Source organism: Nonomuraea longicatena (assembly GCF_039525605.1).
GTDB lineage: Bacteria > Actinomycetota > Actinomycetes > Streptosporangiales > Streptosporangiaceae > Nonomuraea > Nonomuraea longicatena.
This window is the reverse complement of the sequence record NZ_BAAAHQ010000011.1, coordinates 191491-215970: the sequence shown is the minus strand read 5'-3', so window position 1 is coordinate 215970 and position 24480 is coordinate 191491. Positions and strand designations below refer to the sequence as shown.

The 24480-nt window shown below is 70.4% G+C and carries 25 protein-coding genes and 1 pseudogene; 6 read left to right on the top strand and 20 right to left on the bottom strand.

The features are described 5' to 3' along the window. The first annotated feature begins 481 nt into the window (after nucleotides 1–481). Nucleotides 482–970 carry a hypothetical protein gene (locus ABD120_RS13720; protein ID WP_343950220.1) on the top strand — a complete coding sequence of 163 codons (489 nt, stop codon included), beginning with the start codon at nucleotides 482–484 and terminating at the stop codon, nucleotides 968–970. Nucleotides 971–1263: 293 nt separating this feature from the next. On the opposite strand, the pseudogene ABD120_RS13715 reads toward ABD120_RS13720, so the two are convergent. From ABD120_RS13715 to ABD120_RS13655, 13 genes and pseudogenes are all read right to left on the bottom strand, one after another. Beyond that, nucleotides 1264–1839: pseudogene (locus ABD120_RS13715) on the bottom strand (serine hydrolase domain-containing protein); the annotation flags it as partial. An 82-nt stretch (nucleotides 1840–1921) separates the two neighbouring features. Further along, nucleotides 1922–2488 carry a tyrosine-type recombinase/integrase gene (locus tag ABD120_RS13710; RefSeq protein ID WP_343950219.1) on the bottom strand — a complete coding sequence of 189 codons (567 nt, stop codon included), beginning with the start codon at nucleotides 2486–2488 and terminating at the stop codon, nucleotides 1922–1924. Continuing rightward, nucleotides 2436–2867 (bottom strand): hypothetical protein, encoded by a 432-nt coding sequence (locus tag ABD120_RS13705; protein ID WP_343950218.1) that lies wholly within the window; start codon nucleotides 2865–2867, stop codon nucleotides 2436–2438. Before ABD120_RS13705 ends, ABD120_RS13710 begins: the two co-directional genes overlap by 53 nt. Before the next feature lie 58 nt (nucleotides 2868–2925). Next, nucleotides 2926–3141, bottom strand: a complete 216-nt coding sequence (locus tag ABD120_RS13700; RefSeq protein ID WP_343950217.1) for a DUF397 domain-containing protein — start codon at nucleotides 3139–3141, stop codon at nucleotides 2926–2928. A gap of 185 nt (nucleotides 3142–3326) precedes the next feature. Next, nucleotides 3327–3617: a hypothetical protein gene (locus tag ABD120_RS13695; protein WP_343950216.1), complete on the bottom strand. Its 291-nt coding sequence runs from the start codon at nucleotides 3615–3617 to the stop codon at nucleotides 3327–3329. Continuing rightward, entirely contained in the window at nucleotides 3614–3853 is a 240-nt protein-coding gene (locus ABD120_RS13690; protein WP_343950215.1) for a hypothetical protein, read from the bottom strand. Before ABD120_RS13690 ends, ABD120_RS13695 begins: the two co-directional genes overlap by 4 nt. Next, complete coding sequence (locus ABD120_RS13685; protein ID WP_343950214.1) at nucleotides 3850–4215, bottom strand: hypothetical protein; 366 nt, start codon at nucleotides 4213–4215, stop codon at nucleotides 3850–3852. Before ABD120_RS13685 ends, ABD120_RS13690 begins: the two co-directional genes overlap by 4 nt. A 62-nt stretch (nucleotides 4216–4277) precedes the next feature. After that, nucleotides 4278–5126 (bottom strand): helix-turn-helix domain-containing protein, encoded by an 849-nt coding sequence (locus ABD120_RS13680; protein ID WP_343950213.1) that lies wholly within the window; start codon nucleotides 5124–5126, stop codon nucleotides 4278–4280. A gap of 10 nt (nucleotides 5127–5136) precedes the next feature. After that, nucleotides 5137–5637, bottom strand: coding sequence for a DUF6879 family protein (locus tag ABD120_RS13675; protein WP_343950212.1), 501 nt, complete (start codon nucleotides 5635–5637; stop codon nucleotides 5137–5139). Next, the gene (locus tag ABD120_RS13670) at nucleotides 5627–5878 is read right to left on the bottom strand and encodes a hypothetical protein (protein WP_343950211.1); all 252 of its coding nucleotides are present in this window, start codon (nucleotides 5876–5878) and stop codon (nucleotides 5627–5629) included. Before ABD120_RS13670 ends, ABD120_RS13675 begins: the two co-directional genes overlap by 11 nt. 221 nt (nucleotides 5879–6099) lie before the next feature. Then, nucleotides 6100–6708 (bottom strand): serine hydrolase domain-containing protein, encoded by a 609-nt coding sequence (locus tag ABD120_RS13665; RefSeq protein WP_343950210.1) that lies wholly within the window; start codon nucleotides 6706–6708, stop codon nucleotides 6100–6102. 39 nt (nucleotides 6709–6747) lie between these two features. Beyond that, entirely contained in the window at nucleotides 6748–7689 is a 942-nt protein-coding gene (locus ABD120_RS13660) for a hypothetical protein (protein ID WP_343950209.1), read from the bottom strand. 499 nt (nucleotides 7690–8188) lie between these two features. Next, nucleotides 8189–8779, bottom strand: a complete 591-nt coding sequence (locus tag ABD120_RS13655) for a TetR/AcrR family transcriptional regulator (RefSeq protein WP_343950208.1) — start codon at nucleotides 8777–8779, stop codon at nucleotides 8189–8191. A 139-nt stretch (nucleotides 8780–8918) separates the two neighbouring features. Between ABD120_RS13655 and ABD120_RS13650 the strand changes: the two genes are divergently transcribed. Beyond that, a complete protein-coding gene (locus ABD120_RS13650; protein WP_343950207.1) occupies nucleotides 8919–9461 on the top strand; it encodes a dihydrofolate reductase family protein in 543 nt (180 codons plus the stop codon). Nucleotides 9462–9549: 88 nt separating this feature from the next. On the opposite strand, the gene ABD120_RS13645 is transcribed toward ABD120_RS13650, so the two are convergent. After that, nucleotides 9550–11181: a hypothetical protein gene (locus ABD120_RS13645; RefSeq protein ID WP_343950206.1), complete on the bottom strand. Its 1632-nt coding sequence runs from the start codon at nucleotides 11179–11181 to the stop codon at nucleotides 9550–9552. Between the two features lie 411 nt (nucleotides 11182–11592). Then, nucleotides 11593–11937, bottom strand: a complete 345-nt coding sequence (locus tag ABD120_RS13640; RefSeq protein ID WP_343950205.1) for a lactococcin 972 family bacteriocin — start codon at nucleotides 11935–11937, stop codon at nucleotides 11593–11595. Between the two features lie 391 nt (nucleotides 11938–12328). Here ABD120_RS13640 and ABD120_RS13635 point away from each other — a divergent pair, with 391 nt between their 5' ends. Next, on the top strand, nucleotides 12329–13024 hold the full coding sequence (locus ABD120_RS13635) for an AfsR/SARP family transcriptional regulator (protein ID WP_343950204.1): 696 nt from the start codon (nucleotides 12329–12331) through the stop codon (nucleotides 13022–13024). 53 nt (nucleotides 13025–13077) lie between these two features. Beyond that, nucleotides 13078–14424 carry a VanZ family protein gene (locus ABD120_RS13630; RefSeq protein ID WP_343950203.1) on the top strand — a complete coding sequence of 449 codons (1347 nt, stop codon included), beginning with the start codon at nucleotides 13078–13080 and terminating at the stop codon, nucleotides 14422–14424. 47 nt (nucleotides 14425–14471) lie between these two features. Here ABD120_RS13630 and ABD120_RS13625 read toward each other — a convergent pair whose 3' ends face one another. Next, the gene (locus ABD120_RS13625; protein ID WP_343950202.1) at nucleotides 14472–16253 is read right to left on the bottom strand and encodes an AfsR/SARP family transcriptional regulator; all 1782 of its coding nucleotides are present in this window, start codon (nucleotides 16251–16253) and stop codon (nucleotides 14472–14474) included. Nucleotides 16254–16346: 93 nt separating this feature from the next. On the opposite strand from ABD120_RS13625, the gene ABD120_RS13620 reads away from it, so the two are divergent. Continuing rightward, nucleotides 16347–18170: an ATP-binding protein gene (locus tag ABD120_RS13620; protein ID WP_343950201.1), complete on the top strand. Its 1824-nt coding sequence runs from the start codon at nucleotides 16347–16349 to the stop codon at nucleotides 18168–18170. A gap of 2 nt (nucleotides 18171–18172) precedes the next feature. Continuing rightward, a complete protein-coding gene (locus tag ABD120_RS13615; protein WP_343950200.1) occupies nucleotides 18173–18772 on the top strand; it encodes a hypothetical protein in 600 nt (199 codons plus the stop codon). On the opposite strand, the gene ABD120_RS13610 is transcribed toward ABD120_RS13615, so the two are convergent. The 4 genes from ABD120_RS13610 to ABD120_RS13595 form a co-directional block, all read right to left on the bottom strand. After that, nucleotides 18711–19265: a DUF4344 domain-containing metallopeptidase gene (locus ABD120_RS13610; protein WP_343950199.1), complete on the bottom strand. Its 555-nt coding sequence runs from the start codon at nucleotides 19263–19265 to the stop codon at nucleotides 18711–18713. The two genes, ABD120_RS13615 and ABD120_RS13610, sit on opposite strands and share 62 nt — an antisense overlap. Nucleotides 19266–19311: 46 nt before the next feature. Continuing rightward, nucleotides 19312–21051 carry an AfsR/SARP family transcriptional regulator gene (locus ABD120_RS13605; RefSeq protein WP_343950198.1) on the bottom strand — a complete coding sequence of 580 codons (1740 nt, stop codon included), beginning with the start codon at nucleotides 21049–21051 and terminating at the stop codon, nucleotides 19312–19314. Between the two features lie 110 nt (nucleotides 21052–21161). Continuing rightward, complete coding sequence (locus ABD120_RS13600) at nucleotides 21162–21518, bottom strand: hypothetical protein (RefSeq protein ID WP_343950197.1); 357 nt, start codon at nucleotides 21516–21518, stop codon at nucleotides 21162–21164. 102 nt (nucleotides 21519–21620) lie between these two features. Beyond that, a complete protein-coding gene (locus tag ABD120_RS13595) occupies nucleotides 21621–24452 on the bottom strand; it encodes an AfsR/SARP family transcriptional regulator (protein WP_343950196.1) in 2832 nt (943 codons plus the stop codon). Nucleotides 24453–24480: the final 28 nt, after the last annotated feature.

Below are 24480 nucleotides of genomic sequence, written 5' to 3'. Positions count from 1 at the left end.
GGACGGGCGTGGGCGGGCAGGCCGTCACCCGCCGCGCCGATGGCGCCTGAGCTGCGGAATCGGCGCGCTGCTCATCGAAGGGGCCCGTTTCAGGCGTGTTCCGGCGGTGCTGTACTTCACGCCTTCGGAGTGGGACGCCTTCAGCCAGGGAGTCAAGGGCGGCGAGTTCGACGATCTGAGCTCACCCGGCTCAGCAGTCCCGATACATGGGGTGCATTCGCGCCTGGATCACAGCCCCGTCCGTATGGCGGGGCTCCTTGCTTGTCGAGCGGGGCTCCTTCAGCTCCGTGTCCGGGAGTGCGTGTCGTCGAGCGTTGTCCCAACACACTTCGATGTACCACTCCAACAACTTGGCCGACCCCGGTCCGCCTTCTAGCATCCAGTGCATGAACAGCCTCAGGCTTCATCAGAGGCCCGACCCCGAGACCGCTGGTCCTTTACACTCCACAGGTCAACCGGCCTAGCCCAAGGAAGTTCGACGATGCGCCTGGCACGCTTTGTGACCTACCTGAGTGACCTGATCAGCTCTACGCCCAATCCGGCTGTCAGCGGGGTCACCGGCTACGCCGGTACAAACGACACTCCTGTGGGGCTTCAGGTCTCGTTCAGCACTGGCGCCAGCATCGTGCTGGGATCTGTCCGCACTGCCGCGTCTGGAGGCGACAGCGCCGACAGCACCGAACGGATCATCGAAGGGGAGCCGCCCCAGCAGACCGATGTTCCCGCCTTCGACCTTGACAGACAAAAGATCTCCGTCAAGCAGTTCGAGACGTGGATTGCGGCTCTGATCACCAATAGTAAGAACACCGAAGTGGAAAGCGTGCGCCCGATCCAGGGCGGGACGCATCGCTATGGCCTCGATGTGGCCTTCCACTCGGGTGCGCACATCTACGTGTACTTCACTTACACCCTGGCTCCCGGTAAGCAGCCGGGATCCCACCCCCCCTACCAAGGTGTGGAGGCCATCTGATGGCAGGCAAGTGCCCAGATTGCGGCACCCGCTTCATCCAGATCGACCAGGGGGACGACGTCCCTTCGCACCGCCCCCCGGGCGAACCGGGCACCTGCTCCGGGTCGGGCAACAGCGCCGACGCCGATACCCGATCCGACTGAGCGCCGCATGCGTTGCCCGCCGCGACGTCCAGGTCGACGCCGTCGAGCACCAGATGGTCGCCGCACGCGGCCGGTGGCTGAGATCGCGCGGTCGTTCGTGAGCGGGCTCGCCGCAGGGAAAGGGGCGGCCGGTGGCCGCCCCTTTTCGGGTTATCGGGAGCAGAACTCGGCTTCGAGTACCTGGTTGAAGACGCTCAGGCCCGCCCAGTCGCCGTTGACCTGGGTGGCCAGGCGGTGCTTGCCGTCGCGGGTGCCGAGGGCGTAGCTCCAGGAGCCGTAGGTGGCGCCGCCGTTGCCCCACAGGGTGACGCCGCACGAGAGCTTCTGCTCGAAGACGCCGAGGCCGTACCTGGTGCCGGGGATCCAGCCGGCGCCGTCGGTGGAGACGGTCTTGACCATCTCCTTGAGCTGGGCCTGCGGCAGGAGCTGACCGCTGAACAGGGCGGTGAAGAACCGGTTGAGGTCGCCGGTGGTGGAGACGGCGCCGCCCGCCGTCCAGGAGAAGGACTGGTTCATGTCGGTGACGTCGTGGACGGCGGGCTTGGGGTCCTGGGAGAACAGGGTGGAGTAGTGCACCGGGTGGGCGCCCCGGATCTTGGGGTCGGTGCCGGGCAGGGAGGTGCCGGTCAGGCCCAGGGGACGGATGACCGTCCGGCCGAGTTCCTGGGCGAAGGTACGGCCGGTCGCCTTCTCCACGATCAGGGCGGCGAGGATGTAGTTGGTGTTGGAGTGCGAGTAGGGAGCAAAAGTCCCAGGTAGATGGGATTTTGGGGTGCTCCAACGTCAGCACAAAGTCAGCACACAGGGTCTAGGCCGCTGCGGCTACGGCGGGGGTGGCGTCGAAGCGGGCTTGCATGACCTCTAGAGCGCGGTCCCAGGCTTCGTCCACCAGGTGGCCGTAAATGGCGTAGGTGATGTTGATGTTCTTGTGCCCGATGAAGCGGGACACGTCGGTGATCGGGATGCCGTCTGCCAGTTGCATGGAGACGTAGGCGTGACGTAAGTCGTGCGGGGTGAAGCCCTCGGGCAGTCCTACTGCCTTGACCGCTGCGGCGAACGCCTTGCGGAAGGTGTTGTAGTCGATGAAGCGGCCTCGACGTCCTCCGACCAGCAAGCCGTCTTCCTCAGTTCCGTGGGTGTTCGTTAGTTCGTTAGTCCTCAAACGGCTCAGTACGCGAATCTCGACAGCCCAGCACGTTGAATCGGTAACGTACCGGGCTCCCGGCCGGGGCGGTCGGCTCAGAAGTCGATGACCGCAAGCCACCAGCCCGCCAGGTGGGCCAGCAGCAGGATCGGGGCCAGCAAGCACAAGTGCTGGCCTCTCATGCCGAACCACCGGCGCGTGTCCGGTGTGTGGGGCAGGGGTGGCCGACATGCCGGTTCGGGCAGCAGATCACTCCGATGGTGAGGAAGCGGACTCCGCCCAGCCATTCGCCCCACTGCACATCGACGCCGCGTGGGAGAAGGTTGTGCGCGTCCGTCGTGCGGCTCTCCAGCGGGATCACATCGGTCGGCGGCCGGAAGGGCTCGTACTGGTTGACCATCCATTCGACAGCTTTCGTCGCGTCGTGGAAGGTCTCGGCGATGCGCTTTGCTGGCTTCAGCAACCAGTCTCCGGTACGCATCGGGGGCAGGAGCGATGTGGGGAAGTCGGGCGAGGTGGGGCGGCGCTCGGACTCACGGGCGAGTTCGGCGCCGTTGCCCGTCCAGGTGTAGCCGTGCCAGTGCAGCATGATTCCCCCTGCTCGTGTCATGGTGAAGTGGTACGGCCCTGCCCGACGCAACCGGGCAGGGCCGTGATCAGGCGGCTTCCTAGACGGTCGTCATCCCGGTGGCGCGCAGCTCGTCACCGGTGAACCGGAGCGTCCCGGCGTCCGGGTTCTTCGAGTCGCGCACGGCGAAGGCGTTCGGAACGCCCGGTATCGGGGCGATCTCCACGCAGGACTCGCCTTCGCCGTCCTCGTTGTTGTTGCCGCCGCACACGCGGCGGAACTTCAGCTCACCGAGGTTCAGGGTGTACAGGTCCATCTGTCTGCCCTCCCTTGTCGCCGGGCGCGGACGGCCCGACGTGTGGCCACGGCCGGTGGGCGCCACCGGCCGTGAACGTGCGCCCCCGACCTGGGACGACGGGGTGACGGGAAGGAAGCAGCCCACAGCCAAGACGCCTATGGCCGATATGGAGGGCTGCACCCGCGCCCTGGGTCGGGGGCCGTCTAGGAGACTTTCCGCGCCGTATCGGGCGCGAGAAGGTGCATGAGAAACCCCTGCAAGATGACCGCCGCCCGATCCTTGGCCTTCTCCGGGCCGGTGAACTCCTCGCGCGGGAACGGCCTGCCGTCCGGACGGGGAAGGTAGGTGTGCAGGAAGGTGGCGTGCGGCTGATTCTGGATCGAGAACACCCGCTGCCCGCCCGCGTACCCGTGTTCGATCCCGTCCACACACAGGGTCTTCTGCGCGAACTCCGACCCGATCCAGGTGATGGGCTTCGTCGGCGAGCTGCTCACCCGCGCCCCCTTCCCGCGATGGCGCCCGGCACGGCCGCATGCGATGCCTGGATCACGCACTGCTCGGAGATCTTGTCGGCGAGCGTCTGCGGGTCGTGGTCCACGAACCCGTAGACCAGGCCCTTGCCGTACATGTCCTGCGTGTACGACCTCCGCACGACGGCGAGCCCGATCACACACGTGATGCGCAGCCAGCCATGCCGGGCGCACAACACGTCCAGCTCCTCGACGGTCATGGCGCCCCCACCCTGCACGCGTGAGCGACCAGCCGCACCGCGCGATGCGGCAGCGCGGGAGGCACAAGCGTCCTCAGATCCGGCTTCGGCTCGTTGTGCGGGCCAACCTGGGCCACATCCACGAGGTACATGCCAGAGCGCGACCCGACCGCGATCGTGGCCACGCGCCAACCGGCGTCCTGGTAGATCACCAGCGTCGGGGAGTGGTCGGCAGTCTCTGCGAGCGGTTCAGACTCGCGTGCGGTCCGCTGGATCAGCTTGGGGCTGATCCCTTCGGCGACCAGGCGCCGGTGAAGCCGCTCCAAAGCGGCCTCCGCCTCCGACGCCTGGTCGAGGGCTGGTGTGGTGTGCTTTCCCGTCATGCCATCGACGGTAGGAGAAGGCAAAACCCGGCCTCAACGAGTGTGCTCGAACTTGCTCCGAATCAAGCAAGTTCGGCGATGGCAGAGGCGATGAGCTGTCGAGCTACCGCTCCATACACGGCCAACTCGGCCAACTGATTGAATCCTCTGACGTACTGGGCGATCTCTGATGGCTGACTCACGTTGATCTCCGCAGTGAGTAGCTCCACCTGTACTAGTGCGTCGTCAAAGATGTTGAACGCCTCGACCGGCCACATGCTTCGCTCGGCACTCTGCGGGATGATCCCCACTGAGACCGAGGGCAACGACATGATCGCAAGAAGGTGTCCAAGCTGGCCAGCCATGACCTCAGCGTCACCAACCCGACTTCGTAGCACCCATTCCTCGACCAGAACCGCGAATCGGTGATCGCCCTCGTGGAGGAAGCGCGCTCGTGCCACCCTGGCCGCTACCGCTTCCGCCACATCGTTGGGGGCCTCGCGGAACGTGGCGATCGATGACAGCAGAGCTTCGGCATAGGCGGCCGTCTGAAAGAGGCCGGGAACTACGTTGGAGCAGTAGACGCGGAAGTGCCTGACCTGCTCATACATCTTGATCTTAGAAAGTTGGAGCTGCCGCAGACCGGTCCTTTGAAGCCGCTTCCACTCCACATACATCAGGTCCGCCGCGCGCGCGGCGGCGATCAGTTCGGTGGCCTGATCCTCTGCCCGGCATGCAGCACACCACGCCCGGATGTCTGCCTCCGAGGGGAATGTGCGTCCATGCTCGATTTTGGATGCCTTGGACTCATGCCACCCCGCCATCTGTGCGACAGCTCGTGCTGTCATTCCGGCATCGAGCCGGATCTCCCTGAGACGGTGAGCGATGCCCTGACGTGCTTGCTGTGCACTGGAGGATGGCGAGGTGCGCATGTGTCGGACTTCAGACGAGCCGGTACTCCGCATGATCTATAGCGCGCTCCCAGACCGCCTCAAAGGCTGTCAGGCAGCGCTTGATCACGTCCGGATCGCGGGCCACTTCGTCACCGAGGTAGCGACCATCACCGGCGAAGAAGCCGAAGCGGATCAGGTGTTCATCGAACACCCAAATGTCGTTTCCTGGCAGCAGCAAGTCGGATGCTTGCCGCCGGGGAAGCCATCTGACCTGCTCCCCGGCCTTGATGTTCATCGAGTCGGTAACCGAGTGCTCGAACCGGATGTACTCGGTAACCGGCTCAGAAACGATGCGGGCGCGGCGTACCGTGACCCCTCTTGCTCGTGTGCCTTCGATGAGCCGGTGCCAGTCGCGCTCTCGCTCTGTGCGGTCGTAAGGCGGCCCGCCCTGCCAGGCGATGAACGAAGGATCGTCCGGCACGTAGGCGTCGCGCATCTCCAGGTGAACCGCCGAATGCTGTGCGCTTGCCAGCATCTCGTCAAAGGTCATGAGGGGTTCCACCACACGCTTCCATGAGCAGATTGGCCATGCGTCGTGGGACGCGGACGACCTTCTCATTGTCGGGGATAGGACTGCGGGTGGCGACCTGGGCTAGATCTTCCGGGTTGGTCAGTTCCCACCCTTGTATGACGATGCTGCCGTCCGTCTCGTCCACCCACACGGAAGGGCAGTTGTTCCCATCCGTGTCCGGGTCGATGCCGATGAACCGTAGCGCCATGTTGCCCTCCACTGCTCCGAGTGTGCTCGAACTTGCACTATGGCGAGCTTGAAGCGTGGGTGGAGGACCGTCAAGAGGGTTACCGGTTCGCGGCCATCATGGGGTCAGCACAACGTCAGCACGCGTGCTGACAGCAGCCGTGATCAACCCGGAACAACAAGAAGCCCCAGACTCTCGGCATAGGCCGCGAGCTGGGGCGATGTCTCTTGTTTGACCTGGTCAGGACCTCCATGCTAAGCGGCGAGGATGTAGTTGGTGTTGGAGTACTTGAACCGCTCGCCCGGCGCCCCGGTCGGCGGGTGCTTCAGGGCGATCTTCACCAGGTGCTCGGGGGTGAAGGTGTCGTAGCGGTGCTCGAACCACGCCTCGCCCACGCCCTTGGCGAAGAACTCCTGGTCCTCGGAGTAGGAGAACACGCCGCTGGTCTGGTTGAGCAGTTGCCTGACGGTGATCTCGTCGGCCTGGTAGCGGCTGTCCTCGAACAGCTCGGGCAGCCACTTGTCCAGGGTGTCGTCGAGGCTCAGCTTGCCCTCGGCGACCAGCTTGAGCACCACGGTGGCGGTGAACGCCTTGGTGGCGCTGCCGATGCGGAACCGTTCGTGCTGCTGGCGCTTGCGCCCGGTCGCGGTGTCGGAGACCCCGGCCCGGCCGAACCGGGTGCGCCCGCCGTCGCGGATCTCGGCGACGATGCCCGGGGTGCTCTTCGAGGCCACGGCCTGGTCCAGGATCCGCTGCACCTCGGGGTTCACGGAAGCGATGCCGTCGGACGTGGCCAGGGCGGACGCGGGCAAGGAGGTCGCGACCAGGGTCGCGGTGACGAGGGCGGACAAGGAAGTGATCATGTTCGTTCCCTGAGATCGAATCGTCTGGGGTGGGCGCGGTCAGCGGACGGCCGGGCGGCGGGCGCGGGCCGCGAGGATCGTCCACGCGGTGGCGCACCCGGTGACCAGGGCCACTGCGGCGAAGGCCGCGAGGGTGGCCGCGTCGGGGTGGATCAGCGACTGGCCGCGCCCGGCCTGCCAGGTCACGATCGCGACCAGGCCGGTGTAGCCGAGCGCCGCGCTGCCCACGAGCCGGGCGCGTACCCGCTCGTCGCGCAGCCAGGCGTGCCTCGCACCCAGGACGGCCAGCAGCGCTGCCACGACGAGCAGCGCCTGGATGCCGTGCAGGGCGAAGAAGTGCGGGACGCGGAAGTCGCCGCCGGTGGCGCTCCAGTTGGTGAGCGGGATGCCGGTGCCGTCCGGGTCGCCGATGCCGTGGCCCTGGTACATCGGGACGTTGCGGCCGGCGGCGTCGGTGACCGTACGGGGGTGGAGTTCGGTGACCATCCAGTAGAGCGGGATGAGCATGCCCGCCGTGGCCAGGCCGAGCCCGGCGCGGATGGCGCGGGTGAGGGCGGCGTCCGATGTGCGCTGGATCAGCACCGTGACCGCGATGACGAGCTGCGCGATCAGGACGATCATGACGCCGTAGGTGAGGATCGGCACCAGCGCCAGGGTGACCGGGTCGTTCTGGTCGGCGTTGAAGTGGCTGAAGGTGCCCCGCGCCGCCTGGACGGTGATGGCGGCGACCTCGACGCTCGCGCCGACGGCGAAGATCGTGCCGACCCACCGGCCCAGGCGCCTGCCCTTGGCCAGCTTGGACAGCAGCCAGGCGAGGGTCGCGGCGTACAGGGCGAAGGCGAAGCCGAACTTCAGTGGCTTCAGCCACACCGACTCGCCGAGCAGGCTGCGCTCGTCGACCACGAGGCCGACGCCGCAGGCCAGGGTCAGTGCTGACATGAGGCCCGCGCAGAGCAGCAGCGGGCGATGCCAGGTCTTCATGATGCTCCAATCGCGATATAGCTCGTTTGCGATAGAGCAAAAGCTAACTTGCGTTCATAAGGCTGTCAACACGAGAACTGCAAGCCAATCTGGCATTTGCAATGAGTATGAGAGTGAACGCAAAGCCGTCGATTTGCAATGAGATAGGCGTTAACGCAAACGCTCAGCTCGTGCGCCGTCACCGGTAGGGGCGCCGGTAGCAATGAAGAAACTTCCCGCGAATATGCCACTGAGCTGCGGTAATACAATGGCAGGTGATCTTCCTGTGGGGTGGCGGCGAGCTCAGGTGGTGTTCGAGATTCTCAAAACCCTGGCGCCGAGACCCCTGCGAGCCGTGCGGCCGAGCATCCGCAGCAGTTCGTAGGCCCTTACCGGGGCATGACGAGCATCCGAAACGAAAGGTCTCGCCAGCAGGGCGGAGTCGAGCCGACATAGCCAGCCGGTCGAGGAGGGGCTGTACGCCTGAGGTTGGGCACCGCCCCGAACGCGGATGATCACATCAGGGAGTTGCGAAGCGCGCGGCGATCGTTCGGGCTGCTTCGTCGACCGCTCGCGACTGCTCTTCCTTGGTGATCGACCACGTACCGTGCGTGAGGCGCGGCCAGAAGATCGCGGACGCGATCATGCCGAGGAACTGTGCGGATGCCAGATCCGGATCATCGATGTCGGCGCTTCCTGCGGAGTGCGCCTCCCGCAGATAGCGCCCCAGCGCCTGCAGCACAGGCAGCGTGCCGAAGTCGAAGGTTCGCTCGCGCAGTTCGGGGAAGTGGTGCGATTCGGCGATCACGGTTCGCATCAGGGCGACCATACGAGGACGAGTCAACAGTTCCGAGTACGCGCGACCTAGCACCACCAAGCCCGCGTAGAGGTCGCCGGCCGGGATCTCGACCGGTTCCGGAGCCGGCGATCCGCCTGCCGCAAGCACTGTTGCCTCGAAGAGCTCGGCCTTGGTCGGGAACTGCTTGAAGAGCGTCGCCTTGGACACCCCTGCGCGCTCGGCGACACGTGCCAGCGGCGTGCGGTCGTACCCGAACTCCAGGAAGAGCTGCGCAGCGGCGCCAAGGATCGCCTCGCGATTGGTCGCGGCCACCGCACGGTGGTATGAGGACCGTCCACGTGTCATCCGTTCAGTATCCCATCGAGGCGAGTTCCTTGACTCACCATTACGAACGCGATTAGGTTAATAGAGGTGAGTCGATCGACTCACCTCTCGGAGATAGGAGCGGCCTATGGCTACCGTGATCGTCCACGCGACCATCACTCTTGACGGGTTCATGGCAAAAGAGGACGGCGGGGTCGACTGGATGTTCGGCCGACCCTCCGCTCCCGAGGATGACGCCGTCGTCGAGAGAGTTATGAGCCGGATCGGCGCGGTGGTCGGCGGCGCGAACAAGACCCAGACCATCGAGGACGGCGAGATCCCGTATGGCGGCATGCTGAAGGTCCCGGTCTACCTGATGACCCACAGCGCCCATGAGCCGATCGAGCGCGACGGCACCACGTACAACTTCGTCGTCGACGACATGAACGAGGCCGTCAGGCTGGCCACGCAAGCGGCCGGGGACGGCTGGGTCAGCCTGCTCGGAGGAACCATCTCACGACAGTGCCTGCGGCTCGGTCTCGTCGACGAGCTCCACCTGGACGTTGCGCCGGTCCTGCTCGGCGACGGCATCTCGCTGTTCGCAGGCCTTGGGCGGCACATCGAGCTTGAGCGCCTCGATACATCAGCCTTCGCGAGTGAGGCTCATCTTCGCTACCGAGTCCTCCGTTAGTCAGAGTTGCGGGTCCTCCGACCTATCGGGTCCGCCACGAGCCCTCGTCACTTGTCCGAGCGCGCCCCGACCCAAAGCGGCCGTGCCGTCAGAATCGCCGGTCGAGTACGGCGAGCGCGACGACGACCAGGCAGATCCCCACCGCCGTGATCGCGACGGCGACCGGGTCGCCCCCCACACCTCCGAGGCTCCAGGTGACGAAGGCCGACGCGAGGGCCGCCTCCAGCACGAGCAGTGGTCCGTACGTGCGCAGCAACGAGTGTCCTGCCCGCCTCGCGAAGGTCTGCCGCACGTTCCCCCCGGCGTAGGCCGCGCAGACGCCGACGGCGGTGATCAGCAGCACCGCGATCGCGGCGCCGAGGTTGACGAGGTGGTCGCGGAACTCGACCACCCGGCTCCGGTACTGGTCGGCGGCCCGCTGCGCGACCGGCTGCACGCCGTTGACGTAGTCGCCCAGCTTCCCGCCCGCCCGCGCCCTCGCGACGTCGTCCGGCTCCGGGAAGATCGCCGCCCCTCTCGACGCGTACGCCGTGTACTCGGTGTCCACAAGGAACCGGGGCGAGGCCGGCAGCACCACCACCACCGGGTCGCGCAGCACGTGGTCGTGGACGACGTCGGGCCCGGAGCCGTAGGTGAACAGCGACTGCCCGCCGCGCAGACCGTGGAAGAGCACCTTCTCGACCGGGGTCCGGCTGAGCCCGCCCATGTACGCGACCCAGCCGCCGACCCCCTCGGCGAGCTGCGACGAGCGTTTCGCCAGGTCGGGCGGGATCAGGACCTGGGCTTCCGCAGCGCCGCCCGCCCGCCGTCCCGACGCGAGGAGCACCTGCTGCCGGGTGAGGTAGGCGCCGTTCACCACCAGGACGTCCCGCCCGCCGTCGGCGACAGCGGGCAGGAAGTCCCGTAACTGCCTGCGGGAGGCGAGGACCAGCCGGCCGTCCCCGTCGGCCCGGCGCAGCCAGTTCCCGACCGCACGCTCCATGGCGTCCACGTTCGCGAGGTCGACCGAGGTGCCGCTGAGCATGACGCGGACGGCCGCGCCCGCCTCGGCCCACCGCCCCTCGCCGGCCCGCTGGTCGCCGACGACCCGCCAAGAGCCCACAGCCGCCGCCGCGACGGTGAAGGTGAGCATGACGGCCGGGACCCGTACGGCATAGGCGCCCACCACGGCCAGGACGCCCAGACCGGCGTCCCTGAGCGCGTCGGGCAGCGGCGGGCGGAAGACCAGCGCCAGCGCGGCGGCGTGCGTGACGACGGCGATGCTCGCCAGCGCCCCGGCGAGGCCCGCCGCGATCCAGGCGAAGTCCGCGATCTGGTGCAGCCCGTTGTGCGGGAGCAGGACGGCGAGCACCCCGGCCGCCGTGACGGGCACGGCCCGCGCCAGGAACCCCGCCACCCGCCGGAGGTCCCCGGCGAGGACCGCCGGGTACGACCCGCCGAGCGCCCGCCGGGTCCCATAGGCGCGGGCGCCAAGACCGACGCCCAGGCCGACGAGCGACACGGTCGCCGTCACGGCGATCAGGAAGCACCACAGCAGCGGACCGTCTGCGAAGTGGCGGAGCACGCGCTGTGATGGCGAGACCATCGGCTCGGTCTCGGCGGTGAACCCGAGCCGCTCGAACCCCGCGCGCAGCCGCTCCGCCTGATCCGGATCTCCGAATATCGAATAATAGCCGCCGGCGTGCACTCCGGACGCGAAACCCAGCACTTCCGTCCGCATAGCGGAATCGAAACCGGGATAACCGTCCGGTAACCAGTTCGCCGAGCCGGCCTCAGGATTTCCGACGGCGAGATAGAGCCGGCGCCGATTTCCCGGATCCGTCAGATCCGGCGCCTCCCGGCCGATATTGACGCGTTCGGTCCGCACGAAATCCGCGATCAAGTCGGCGACCCGGCCGCTCGGCACGGCCCCTTCACCTGAAACACGGACGACGGCGTCCGCGCCGACGATGCCGTCCCGGTCGCGCATCTGCATTACCGAGAAGGCCATGATCACCGCGAATCCGAGGAGCGCGGCATATGCGAAGGTGATGCTCCGATGCAGCATGCCCATTCCCAATGATCGAATACCGATTCCGGCCGGACGGCCGGCGGGCTCGCACCCGCCGGCCGTCCGCTTCGGGAGGGGCTGCTAGCAGTGCCGCCACCAGGCGCGGTTGCCGCTGGAGGCGCGCGGAGCCCAGGCACGCGACCACGCGCCCGGCCGCACACAGGGCGACCGGTCGAAGTAGGTGCCCTGGGCCGACGAGCCGTGCCACCTGCTGCCGTGGTAGTAGTTGGACCAGGTGCCCCGGCTGGAGGTGGTGCCGTAGTCCCAGGTCCCGCCGCCGACGTTCACGACCTCCGTCGTGGTCACGCCGTCGAGCGAGACCTCGCCGCTCGCCGGCTCGTCGGCGAACGCGGCGCCGGCGCCGGACAGCGCGATGGCCCCCGCCGCGAATGCGGGCACGAGAACTCTGAGAAGAGTACGAGCCATGTTGTATCTTCCTTCCGTGTCGCTGACACGTGTGGGCGGAGCCATTGCCGTGGGCCGCCCACACTTTGCTTCCCCGGATAAATCCGTGTCCCGGGGCACGGGTTATATGGCAACATCCGAGCGAACGGATTTCGCGCCATTCACATACATCACTCGACCGCGTTAGGATGGGCACGGACAGTATGCTACGAATCTCTCACCGACACGCCACATAACGCCGTGTCATGCTTGCTAGCGGTTTGTAGCCATACGGGGAGCTAGGCCGTAGACGGGGAGCTTCAAGTTGATACGGTTACTAGGTCAAGTCGAATTCACGTTCCATGACGTACCTTGGCAATTACCGACGTCCGCCTCGGCGGGCGCACTCACCGCGCTCGCCCTCGACGTGGGCGTGACCGTCTCTCACCACCGGCTGTGCGACATGCTGTGGGACACCCTTCCGTCCTCGGCGATCACCAATCTGCGCGGCCACATCGCGGAAGTACGCCGCTACCTGCGGCTCGCCACCGCCGACACGGGCGATGCCCAGCGGATCCAGGTCGTCACCCTGCGCGCCTCCCGGGGCGGCGGCGGTGGTTACCGACTCACGGCCCGTCCGGAGGACATCGACGTCCATCTGTTCGGGCGGCACGCCGACCTCGGTCAGAAGGCCATCCGCCACGGCGACTGGGCGGCGGCCCATCGGGCGCTCAGCGAGGGGATGCGACTGTGGCGCGGGCCTGCGGGGATGGGGGTCACGGCCTCCGACCGGCTGCGTGCCCGCCTCGACGGCTTCACGCTGCGCTTCCTCGACTTCAGGGAGAGCCTGACCGAGGCGCTGATCCGCCTCGGCGACCTCCAGGAGGCCAGTCATTACGCCCAGCAGATGACGGCCGACCATCCGCTGCGCGAGCGCCCGTGGGCGCAGCTGATCCGTACCCGCTACCTTCTGGGCGACCTCGACGGCGCGCACGTCTCCTACGACCGTGCACGCCGGACGCTCAACGAGTCGCTCGGGCACGATCCGTCGCAGCACCTGCAGCAGCTTCACGTCGCCGTCATCCGCAGGGACGACGCCGTAGTGCTGGACGACCGCGGAGCCGCCTGACGGGCTCCGTCCCACGAGACGAGGCATGTTCCATGAACTATGCACTCAAAGTGGTGCAGATCCTGCCTATGGTGGGCGGGCTCACCGTGCTCGCCTACCTGGCGGTCTTCCTCCTGGTACGGCGCCGCCGCGCCCGCCCGCCGTGGCCCCGGATCGCAGCGGAGTTCCTGCTGACCGGCTCGCTGGTGGCGTTCGTCTACATCACCCAGATCATGCAGTTCGGCAATGGGATGGGCGATCTGCTGAACCTCGCCCCGCTCCGCGCCTTCTCCATCGCCGCCGAGTACGGCCTCGCCAACACCGAGGGGCTCACGCAGCTCGCGCTGAACGTACTGATCACGTTCCCGATCGGGCTGTTGCTGCCGGTGGTGTTCCCGAGCAGGTTCGGCGGCGTCCTGCGGGTGTTCCTCGCGGGGCTGGCCCTCACGGTGGCGACGGAGCTGGTGCAGCTCGCGACGGGCCGCAACGCCGACCTCGACGACGTGATCGCCAACGCCGCGGGCGCGGCGCTGGGCGCCGCCGTGACCGTGCTCGTGCGCGCTGTGGCCCGTTCCGCCCCTGCTCCGGGCCGGTGGCGGACGGCCTCGGCGGCCTTCGTGGCGGTCGCGGTGGTCGCGCCGTTCGCGACCGTGACCGCGATCGACGGCGGCAACCGGCTGGGCGTCGTCTACTACGGGCATCTGCGGCCGTCGGCGGTGAAGGTCCCTGACACGATCCCGGCGCACGGCTCCAGCGCGCGGCTCTACCGCGCCGCACCGGCACAGACCCAGGAGGCCGTCGTGGCGAGCCTGCGCAGGCGGCTGGCCGTGAAGGGGGACTGCGAGCAGGAGGCGGGGGCGTGGATCTGCGCCGACGGCGGCCGGGTGCGCTTCATCGTGCACCCGTACGCCACCTGGGACGCGGCCTTCGGCGCCGACGACACGAATCCGGGGGCGGCGCCGAGCGAAGCGGCGGGCAGGCAGGCCGCGCCGGGGCACCTGTCGGCATTCGGCCTCGACCCCGCCACCCTCGCCTACGCCGGTGTCGACGACCGATACCGGGACGGCAACCTGCACCTCGACTACGTCAGCAAGGAGCAGGGCGGCGCGGCCTTCCTGTGGGGGAAGGTCTCGCTCGTCCTGGGCGAGAAGGGGAAGCTGCTCGGCATCCGCGACGAGCGGATCCCGGTCAGGGCCGTCGAGACCGTCGAGACGGTCTCCCCGCGCGAGGCCGTGGACATCGCCCAGGACATCGGGGTGGACGCCGTCGCGGGCACGCTGGCCGTCCGCACGATCACGGCCGCTCACTACTTCGACGAGGACTCCGGCTACCTGGTGCCGGTGTGGCGCATCGAAGGCACCCTCACCAGGGACAGCGGCGGCGCCTCCGACTGGGAGACCGACGTGGACGCCAGAACCTGACGACAGCCGGGACGGTGGAGGAGAGGCCGGGCCACCTGACGACGACGTCAGCCCGAGCGGCGGAGCCGGTGGAGGGCCGCTTTTCGGGCGGCGTCGCCGTCCTCTTCGAGAAGGCGAGCGCCGGCGAAGAGCCGCAGCAGGTCGTGCAGCCGGTAGCGGCCCATCGCGGGTGACTGCGCGAGGCTGAGGTCGACCAGTTCCTCGGCCAGTTCCTCGGCCTCCGGCTCGGGGACGTCCAGCAGGCGGGCGACCGCCGCGACCGTGAGCTCGGCCGCGCCGGGCGCCGACAGCAGCCGGAACGCGCGCGCCAGCTCAGGACGCAGCCGTTCGTAGCCGAGCGCGCAGCTCACCTCCACGGTCAGCTCGCCGACCTGCAGTTCGGCCAGCCGCCTGCGCTCGTCGGCGAGCCGGGCCGACAGCTGGGCGATCGTCCACGCGGGCCGGGCCGACAGGCGGGCGGCGGCGATCCGGATCGCCAGCGGCAACTGCCCGCAGGCGATGACCAGTTCCAGCGCGGCCTGCCGTTCCGCCGCCACCCGCTCGCGGCCGAGGATGGTGCCGAGCAACCGTACCGACTCGTGGGGGCCGAGGGTGTCCAGCGTCATCCGCAGCGTCCCGTCGAGTCCGGCCGGGCGGGCCCGGCCGGTCACCAGGACGGCGCAGCCGACCGATCCCGGTAACAGCGGCGTGAGCTGGGCCGCGTCGCGGATGTCGTCGAGTACGACCAGCATGCGCCGGTCGGCGAGCAGCGACCGGTAGAGCGCGGCGCGTTCGGCGAGCCCGGCCGGCAGGTCGGCCTGGCCGAGCGCGCGCATGAACGCGGCCAGCACGTCCGCCGGAGCGGCCGGGTCCTGGCGGGTGCCCTTCAGGTCGGCGAAGAGCTGGCCGTCGGGGAACAGGTGCTTGACCGCGTGCGCCACGTGCAGCGCCAGTGTGGTCTTGCCGACGCCGCCCTGGCCGGACACCGTCCAGATCCGCAGGCTGCGGGTGCCGCCCGCGCGCAGCGAGCCGATCATCCGGGCGACCTCCGCCGCCCGGCCGGTGAAGTCGGCCACATCCAGCGGGAGCTGGCGGGGCACCGGCAGGCGCACCGGTACGGCGGCGCCGTCGGCCTCCAGCGCCGGGTCGGCGGTGATGATCTGCTGGTACAGCCCGGCCAGGTCGGGCGAGGGGTCCACGCCGAACCGCCCGGCCAGCAGCCGCCGGGTGGCGGTGAACAGCTCGATCGCCTCGGCCTGCCGTCCTGACCGGTGCAGTGCCAGCATGAGCAGTCCGCACAGTCGCTCCCGCGTGGGGTGCGCGGCCACCAGCGCGCTCAGCTCCCCCACGGACTCCTGGTGGCGTCCCAGTGCGAGGTCGCATTCGACGCGGGCCTCCAGCGCCGACAGCCGCAGTTCGCCGAGCCGGGAGCGCTGCACCTGGGCCCAGGGGCCGGGCAGGCCCGCGAGCGGTTCGCCGCGCCACAGCCGCAGCGCCCGTTCCAGCAGGTGCCTGCCCTCCGTCCGCGACGCGCCCCGCGCGCGTGACACCAGCGCGGCGAACTCCCGCACGTCCACGGCGGCCGTGGAGCTGTAGCCGCTGCGCAGCGAGCGGATGGCCGAGGTGCCGAGCGCCCCGCGCAGCCGCGACACGTAGGTGCGCACGGTACTCGCGGCGGTCGGCGGCGGCGCCTCCGCCCACAGCACCGTCACCAGTTGCTGGACGCTCAGCATCCGCCCGTCGGCCAGCAGCAGCGCCGAGAGGGTCAGTCGCTGCTGCGGCGAGCCGAGGTCGAGTTCGGTGTCCTCGTGCCAGCCGCGCACCGGGCCGAGGAGTTCGAAGCGGAGCATGCCCCCAACCTGGGGTGAACGTGTTGACGATTCGTATACGCGACATAGATCGGTGTCCCGGAAAGTGAGCCCTCGTTCGTGTAGGGGGGATTGATGATGAAGTTCGGCGTCTTGGGGACGGTGGAGGTCCGTCGCGGCGACGAGCACCTCGACCTGGGCTCGCCGAGCAGCCGGGCGGTGCTCGCGCGGCTGCTGCTGTCGCGGGGCCGGGTGGTGCCGCTGGACCGGCTGATCGAGGACCTGTGGGAGGGAGAGCCGCCGCGCCAGGCACTGGCGTCGCTGCGGACGTTCGTGTGCAGGCTGCGGCGCACGCTGGAGCCCGCCGACCGGCCCACGGTGCTGCTGACCGAGCCGCGCGGCTACCGGCTCGGCGCTTCGGCCGAGCAGTGCGACGCCGAGGTCTTCGAGGCACTGGTACGGCAGGCCGACCCGCAGCGCGACCCGCAGCGCGACCCGTCTGTGGCGCTCGACCTGCTGAACCGGGCGCTGGAGCTGTGGCGGGGGCCCGCGTACGCGGAGTTCTCCCACTCGACGTGGGCCCAGGTGGAGGCGGGCAGGCTGGAGGAGCTGAAGCTCGCGGCCGTCGAACGGCGGCTGGCGACGCTGCTGACGCTGCGGCGGCACGCGCAGGCCATCCCGGACCTGGAGGCGTTCACGCGCACCCATCCGATGCGGGAGGAGGGGTGGCGGCTGCTGGCGCTGGCACTGTACCGCTCGGCCAGGCAGGCGGACGCGCTGTCCGTGCTGCGCCGCGCTCGCGGGCACCTGGCCGAGGAGCTGGGCCTGGATCCCGGCCCGGCGCTGCGGCGGCTGGAGGCCGACATCCTGGTCCAGGCGCCGGCGCTGGGGGCGCCCGCCGTCCCGAGCGCCGCGCCCGCGCCGGTGCGGATCCGCTGCCTCGGCCGCGACCATCTGCTGGACTCGGTCAGCGACGTGCTCGGCGCCGCCGAGTCCGGCGACGGCGGCGCGCTGCTCGTCGAGGGCGAGCCGGGCACCGGGCGCACCCAACTGCTGCGCAGCGTCGAGGCGCTGGCGGGGCTGCGCGGCATGGAGGTGGCGTGGGCGACCGCGTGCCCGCTGGAGAGCGGCTACGCCTTCGGCGTCGCCCGCCAGGTGTTCGAGCCGGTCCTCTCGGCGCTGCCGGAGGAGGAGCGGGCGCGGGTGCTGGACGGCGTGACGCTCCCGGCCGCCGACGTGATCTGGCGCAACCGGCGCGGCGGCGACCTGTCGGAGGTGCTGCACGGGCTGCACTGGATGACGGTACGGCTGGCCCGGCGGGTGCCGCTGCTCGTCGTGCTCGACGACGTGCAGTGGTGCGACACGGAGTCGCTGCGCTGGCTGGCCTACACGCTGCGGCGGCTGCGCGGGCTGCCGGTGGCGTTGGTCGTCTCCCGCTCGGCCGGGGTGCCCTCGGAGCGGCCGGACACGCTGGAGGCGACGTGCTCGCTGCTGCCGACGGTGCACCTGGGCAGCCTGCCGCCGGAGGTGGCGACCGCGCTGGTGAGCGAGCAGACCGGCGCGGAACCGGATCCGGCGTTCGTCGCCCGTTGCCTCGCCGACACCGGGGGCAACGCCTTCCTGCTCGCCGAGCAGGTCAGGACCCTGCACTCGGGCGAGCGGCCGGAGGCGACCGCCCGCTGGGTGTCGGGGTTGCTGCGGGCGGCGGGTCCGGGGGCGGCCGAGCTGGCGCGGGCGGTGGCGGTCCTGGGTGAGCGGGCCACGTCGGACGCGGTGGCCGCGCAGGCGGGGCTGAGCGGGGTCCGCTTCCCCGGTGTGCTGGCCGTCCTGGTGCGGATGGGCCTGCTGCTGAACGGCTCGCCGCTGCGGTTCGCCCACCCGGTGGTACGGCGGACGGTCCTCGACGAGGCGCTTATCGCATCGCAATGTGCCGTCCATACCGGGCGAACACTCTTCTAACCGTGAATATCCAGACAAATGAGCATGACGATGCTTCTCAGCAGGATCGCGGCAGCATCCTGGCCGTCGTCGAGAAGATCGGGGCGGTCGCCGTGCCGATCGCGGTGGCCCTGTACGCGATGCTGTACCTGGGCCTCCAGGAGGTCTACGCGATCTTCGGGATCACCCCCGAGCAGGCGGGGCTCGACCAGGCGACCATCTTCGCCCGGCTGGTCGGCACCCTGGTGACCATCTTCCTGTACCTTCTGCCCGTCGTCGGCGTCGTCGTCACGCTCTTCTGGCTGGCCGACCTGCTGACCAAGGGCGCGACCGGGCGCGTGACCGGGTGGATCCGGGAGAAGCCGTGGATCGCCGCCGCCATCGCCGCGCTCTTCTCCGCCGTCGGCTACTGGGCCTACCTGACCACCACCACCGCGGACTCCCTCGACCTCGACTACGGCGCCGCCGTCCTGCCCGCGCTCCTCATCGCCGGGGTCGGGCTGCTGGTGCCGTACCGGATCATGCGCAGGCGCGGTTCCACCCGCGCGGGCATGAAGGTCGTCACCGGGGCTGGTCGACCGCGTCGTCCTCCTTGCCGACCGTGGGCAGGTCGTAGATGCTGATGACGGCGTGACCCAGCTCGTGGAAGAGGGTGTCCATGAGGACCCCGGTGATGTAGTCCTCCTTCTCCTTGTCCGTGGTGAAGTTCTCCTGCGCCTTGGTGGCGGCGTCGGTGAGCAGCTCGTAGCAGATGGTGATCTTCTTCTCGTCGGGGCTCCAGAAGGCGTTGGCCTGCCCGCACTCCTCTGCGGCGAGGATGTACTCGCCCTCGGGCAGCTTCAGCAGCTCGTTGAAGCCCTGGGCCACCTCCTCCAGCGCCTTGTCCTCCGCGAACGCCTTGCGCATCTCCTGGTTGGCGGCCTCCTTCGCCTCGGCGACGACGGCGACGAACGCGCCCTGCTTCCCGGCGGGCTCCTGACCCTGCGGGTCGGCCTGCTGAGTCTGCTGCGGGGCGGCCTGCTGGGTGGCCTGGGTGGTGGCCGCCGGTTCGGCGCCGCAGGCCGTGAGCGCCGCCGCCGACAGAAGCGCCGCGACGGCGAGTGTCCTGATCTTCATGCCGACGACCCTGCCGAACAGGCATTGACAGTACGTAGACAGCAGGTCAGCGGTGCTCGTACGGCACCGCCGCCGCGCGGCCCCTGGCGTACACCTTGAGCAGGGCGTGGCAGCGGTAGCGGCCGGGGGCGGGCGAGTCCAGGAGGCCGAGGTCGACCAGTGACTCCAGCAGTTCCTCGCCGTCCGGTTCGGCCAGGTCGAGGACGGCGCTCGCGGAGGACAGCGGCAGATCGTCGCAGTCGCGCGCGGCCACCAGGCGGAACGCGCGGGCCTGGGCGGGCGAGAGCGCCCGGTAGGACAGGTCGAAGGTGCTCTCGACGTCCAGTTCACCGGCGCGGAGCACCTCCAGCCTGCCGTGCTCGTCCGCGAGTTCGGCCAGCGTGGACTCGACGGTCCGGAAACTCCTCAGCGCCATCCGGGTTCCCGCCACGCGGATGGCCAGCGGCAGGTGCCCGCACAGGGCCACCAGGCGGACGGCCGCCGCCCGCGCCGCCGCCACCCGCTCGTCGCCGGCGATCCTGGCCAGCAGGTCGACGGCCTCGTCCGGCGGCAGCACGGCCAGTTCGACCCGGTGGGCCGCGCCCAGGTCGGGCAGTTTGCACCGGCTCGTCACCAGCACCGCGCACCCGGCGCCCGCAGGCACCAGCGGCCTCACCTGGGCGGCGGAGCCGGCGTCGTCGAGCACCACGAGCACGCGGCGGTCGGACAGCAGCGAGCGGAACATCGCGGAACGTTCCTGCGGCTCCTCCGGGATCCGCCGCTCGGGGACGCCCAGGGCATACAGGAAGGAGGTCAGTACCTCGCCGGGGTCGGCCGGGTCGCCGCCCGTCCCGCGCAGGTCGGCGTGAAGCTGCCCGTCCGGGTAGTCGGGCAGCAGTTCGTGGGCCACGCGCAGCGCCAGGGCGGTCTTGCCGACGCCGCCGGTACCCGAGACGGCGACCAGCGGCGGCGCCGGTCGTCGCGCCGCCCGCAGCACGCCGAGAAGGTCGTCCACGTACGCCGTGCGCCCGGTGAAGTCCGGCAGGTCGCGCGGAAGCTGGCGGGGCACCGGCGGCTCCCGCCTCGGCCGGGGCGTCAGGGCCGGGTCACCAGAAATGATCTGCTGGTAGCGGGCGGCCAGCTCGGCCGACGGGGCGAGGCCGAGGGCGTCGGCCAGCGACCGCCGCAGGCCGGTGTAGACGGCGATGGCCTCCGCCTGGCGGCCCGAGCGGTACAGCGCCAGCATGAGCTGCCCCACCGTGCTCTCCCTCGCCGGGTGGGCGCCGGTCAGCTCGGTCAGCTCGGCCACGACCTCCTGGTGGCGGCCGAGCGCCAGGTCGGCCTCGATCCTCGCTTCCAGAGCCGACAGCCGCAGCTCGGCGAGGCGGGCCCGCTGCCCCTCCGCCCACACGCCGGGCAGCCCGGACAGCGGCTCCCCTCGCCAGCTCAGGAGCGCGTCCGCGAGCAGGTCCCGGGCCTGGTCCGGCGGGAGCCGCCGGGCCCGGCCGAGCGCCGAGGTGAAGTCGGTGACGTCGAGGGGAGCGGGGCAGCGGTAGCCGCCGCCGGCGGACCGGATCGCCCCCTCGCCCAGCGCGGCGCGCAGCCGGGACAGGTACGTGCGCACCGTGGCGGCCCCGGTCTTGGGCGGCTCGTCCGCCCACAGGATGTCCACGAGCTGATCGACCGTGAGGGCGCGGCCCTCGGCCAGCAGCAGGGCGGCCAGGGTCAGCCGCTGCTGCGGCGAGCCGAGTTCGACCTCCCGCTCACCTCGAAAGCCACGAACCGGGCCGAGCACCTCGAAACGCACAGCTCACATGGTAGGCCCGCGTCAGCGGCCGGTCAGGCGCCGGGCTCGGCGGCGTTCAGGGTACGCGGCGACTCGAAGCCGGGCCCGGCGTAATGGCCGGGCTCGGCGTATTAGCCGGGCTTTGCGGCCCCCGGGTTGCGCGGCGGCTCGAAGCCGGGACGGTAGGCGGGGTTGTTCTTCTCGTAGGAGTCGAAGGTGTAGACGAACCTGCCCGCGTCGCCGCTCTCGTCGCGCCGCCACCGGCCCTCGGTGCGTACGCCGAACTCCCAGTCGCCCAAGGGGACGGTCTTCGGCGGCCGGTTCGGCAGGTCGCTGGCCCAGCGGTTCGGCACGGTGAGGGTGCCGCGCTCGGTGATCAGGAGGCGGAAGGTGCGCTTGCTGCCCGACGTGGTGGTGAAGACGATGGTGCCGTCCTCGTTCCAGGTCGCGTCCTCGGTGTCCTGGACGTCCTGGTCGGGGATGTCCACGTACGGCCCGCGCGTCCCGTCGTCGTCACCGCCGTCCGCGTCGTTGTCGCCGTCGAGGTCGCAGTCGTCGCACTCCAGGCCGCCTGCCTCAGCCCGCCCGCCTCAGCCGAGGTCGGCGAGGACGGTTCGCACGTCGTCGGCCTTGGGCAGGACGCCGAGGTCGGTGAAGACGGCGGCGGCCTCCTCCAGGCAGGCGCGGCCTCGGCCGGGCTGGCCCAGGGCGACGAGCGCCTGGCCGAGGATCGCCAGCGCGTCGCCCCTGATGTGCGGGTTCTCCAGGCTCTCGCTCTCCGCCAGCGACTGCTCCGCCAGCGTCGCGGCCTGCGCCGGGTCGGCGGCCAGGTGCAGTTCGGCCAGGCGGAACAGGGCCGCCGCCGTACGGAAGCCGAGGGTGTTCTCCCGGCTGAGCGCGACGCACTCGGCGTATCGCGCCGCCGCCTCCGGCGCGTCGCCGAGCGCCCTGGCCAGCGTGTAGAGGGCGAAGGTGCGCAGGATCGGATCCCCGCCGAGGTCCAGCGCGTCGCGGGACAGGCGGACGGCCTCGGCGACGTCACCGGTCTCGATGTGCACCAGGGCCAGGTTCAGCGAGGCGGTGGCCAGGTCGGAGGCTATGCCCTCGCGGCGGCTGACCGCGATGCTCTCGCGCAGCAGTTCGCTCGCCCGGTCGTGGTCGCGGGCGTAGTAGGCGTCCAGCCCCAGCGTGTTGCCCACGTCGATGAACACATCCGCCCGGTCGTGCCGCCGGGCGAGGTCGAGGGCGGCCCGCAGGTGGCTCGCCGCCTCGTCCATCTCGCCGTTGTCCCTGAGCAGGTGCCCGAGCGCCGCCAGCGCGACGCAGGCCGCCGGGTCGTCACGCCGTCCGGCCACAGCGGCGACGCCGCGCACGGCCGGGATCGCGAGCGACGCCTGAACGACACCGTCCATCTGCGAGGAGAGCAACGACGCCACCTCGGCGAGCACCTCCACCCGAGCGCCGGATGCGGCGACCTCCCCGAGCACGTCCGCAGGCACGTCCGCGCGGGCGCCGGACTCCGCGTGGGCGTCGTGCGCCGCTGCGGCCTGGGCCAGGACCGAGGCCAGGCCCGGTGCCTCCTGCGCCAGCCAGGCCCGTCCCGCCGTGTCGTCCGCCATGGGGTGGCCGGTCGCGGTGATCTCGGCGAGTTCCTGCGCCGACTCGCCGTCCCTGATGGCCCGGTGGACGTTCCTGAGCGTCGCCAGGTGGAAGTCGAGCAGCCGGGCCAGCGCCTCCGCCTGCTCGCGCTCGCCGAGGCGGGCGCGGCCGAAGACGCGCAGCAGGTCGTGCATCCGGTAGCGGCCCGGCGCCGGAGACTCGGCGAGGCCGAGGTCCACCAGTTCCTCGCAGCGCTCCTCCGCCTCCGGGCCGATCAGACAGGTGGCGGCGGGCGCCGACAGGTCGGGGCCGTCAGGCAGGGCCAGCAGCCGGAACGCCCTGGCCTGTGCCGGCGAGATCTGGTCGTAGCTGAGCGCGAACACCGACTCCAGCGCCAGGTCGCCGACCCGCAGCTCCGCGAGGCGGCGGCGTTCGTCGGCAAGCCGCTCGACCAGCAGGGACACCGTCCAGGACGGCCGGGCGGCCAGGCGGGCGGCGGCGATCCTGACCGCGAGCGGCAGCCGGCCGCAGGCCGTAACCAGGCGCTGGGCGGCCTCGCGTTCGGCTTCGACACGGTCGCGGCCGACGATCGCGGTGAGCAGGTCGAGGGCCTCGCCGGGGTCGAGGACGTCGAGGGCGAACTGGCGGGCCCCGGCCAGCCCGGTCGGCCGTACCCGGCTGGTGGTCAGTACGGCGCAGCTCGCGGCACCGGGCAGCAGGGGGCCGAGCTGCGCGGCGTCGGCGGCGTTGTCGAGCAGGAGCAGCACCCGGCGCTCGGCGAGCAGGCTGCGGAACAGGGCCGAGCGCTCCGCCGGTCCGTCGGGCACCTCCTCGACGCCGAGCGCGCGCACGAACGCGGCCAGGACCTCCGCCGGGTCGGCCGGGTCGGGACCGGCGCCGCGCAGGTCCGTGAAGAGCTGCCCGTCGGGAAAGTCCGCCCTGACCCGGTGCGCGACGTGTACGGCCAGCGCGGTCTTGCCGATGCCGCCGAGCCCGGACAACGCGGAGATCGCCAGCGCGGCGCCCGGCCGTAGCGCCCGGGTCAGCTCCTCGACCAGGGCGGCACGGCCGGTGAAGTCGGTGATGGCGGCGGGCAGCTGGGCGGGAACCGGCCGCCGCGCCTCGGGCGCGCGCACCGGATCGGCGGCGACGATCTCCCGGTACGTCTCGGACAACGCGCGCGACGGTTCGACGCCCAGTCGCTCGTCCAGCAGCCGCCGGGTGTCGGCGTACACCCCGGCCGCCTCCGACCGCCGCCCTGCGGCGTGCAGTGCCCGCATGAGCAGGCCGGTCAGCCGTTCGCGCAGCGGGTGCTCGGCGCGCAACGCGGTCAGCTCGGCCAGGCACTCGGCGTGGCGCCCCCGGCCGACCTCGTCCTCCAGCAGGGATTCGAGGACGGTCGTGCGCCGCTCGGCCAGCCATACGCGGCGGCCTGCCGCGTACTCGCCGGGCAGCCCGGCCAGGGCCTCGCCCTGCCACAGGTCCAGCGCCTCGCGCAGGCGGCCGTCCGCCGCGTGGGCGTCGAAGTCGGCCACGTCGGTGGCGGCGGGACCGAGCGCGTACCCGTCGCCCGCCGAGACGACCGAGGCGTGGCCGAGGACGGCGCGCAGCCGGGAGACGTGCGTACGGATCACCCCGACGGCGCTGCGGGGCGGCTCGGCCGCACCCCACAGGACGTCGGCGAGCTGGGCCCTGCTCAGGGTGCGGCCCTGCGCCAGCGCCAGCGCGGCCAGCACCAGCCGCTGCTGAGGGGAGCCCAGGTCGGCCTCGGAGGAACCGGTCCAGGCACGCACCGGACCCAGGACTGCTACCCGCAACGACATGAGCCGACATCTTACGACTCACCCGACA

Bases quoted from the DNA above. Each gene is read 5' to 3' on its own strand.
- ABD120_RS13680 (WP_343950213.1), bottom strand. From the start codon at position 5,126: ATGCGCACCTCGCCATCCTCCAGTGCACAGCAAGCACGTCAGGGCATC.
- ABD120_RS13710 (WP_343950219.1), bottom strand. From the start codon at position 2,488: ATGTCGGCCACCCCTGCCCCACACACCGGACACGCGCCGGTGGTTCGG.
- ABD120_RS13650 (WP_343950207.1), top strand. From the start codon at position 8,919: ATGGCTACCGTGATCGTCCACGCGACCATCACTCTTGACGGGTTCATG.
- ABD120_RS13700 (WP_343950217.1), bottom strand. From the start codon at position 3,141: ATGGACCTGTACACCCTGAACCTCGGTGAGCTGAAGTTCCGCCGCGTG.
- ABD120_RS13685 (WP_343950214.1), bottom strand. From the start codon at position 4,215: ATGACGGGAAAGCACACCACACCAGCCCTCGACCAGGCGTCGGAGGCG.
- ABD120_RS13595 (WP_343950196.1), bottom strand. From the start codon at position 24,452: ATGTCGTTGCGGGTAGCAGTCCTGGGTCCGGTGCGTGCCTGGACCGGT.
- ABD120_RS13720 (WP_343950220.1), top strand. From the start codon at position 482: ATGCGCCTGGCACGCTTTGTGACCTACCTGAGTGACCTGATCAGCTCT.
- ABD120_RS13705 (WP_343950218.1), bottom strand. From the start codon at position 2,867: ATGACACGAGCAGGGGGAATCATGCTGCACTGGCACGGCTACACCTGG.
- ABD120_RS13610 (WP_343950199.1), bottom strand. From the start codon at position 19,265: ATGAAGATCAGGACACTCGCCGTCGCGGCGCTTCTGTCGGCGGCGGCG.
- ABD120_RS13640 (WP_343950205.1), bottom strand. From the start codon at position 11,937: ATGGCTCGTACTCTTCTCAGAGTTCTCGTGCCCGCATTCGCGGCGGGG.
- ABD120_RS13660 (WP_343950209.1), bottom strand. From the start codon at position 7,689: ATGAAGACCTGGCATCGCCCGCTGCTGCTCTGCGCGGGCCTCATGTCA.
- ABD120_RS13665 (WP_343950210.1), bottom strand. From the start codon at position 6,708: ATGATCACTTCCTTGTCCGCCCTCGTCACCGCGACCCTGGTCGCGACC.
- ABD120_RS13690 (WP_343950215.1), bottom strand. From the start codon at position 3,853: ATGACCGTCGAGGAGCTGGACGTGTTGTGCGCCCGGCATGGCTGGCTG.
- ABD120_RS13620 (WP_343950201.1), top strand. From the start codon at position 16,347: ATGATGAAGTTCGGCGTCTTGGGGACGGTGGAGGTCCGTCGCGGCGAC.
- ABD120_RS13675 (WP_343950212.1), bottom strand. From the start codon at position 5,637: ATGACCTTTGACGAGATGCTGGCAAGCGCACAGCATTCGGCGGTTCAC.
- ABD120_RS13645 (WP_343950206.1), bottom strand. From the start codon at position 11,181: ATGCGGACGGAAGTGCTGGGTTTCGCGTCCGGAGTGCACGCCGGCGGC.
- ABD120_RS13625 (WP_343950202.1), bottom strand. From the start codon at position 16,253: ATGCTCCGCTTCGAACTCCTCGGCCCGGTGCGCGGCTGGCACGAGGAC.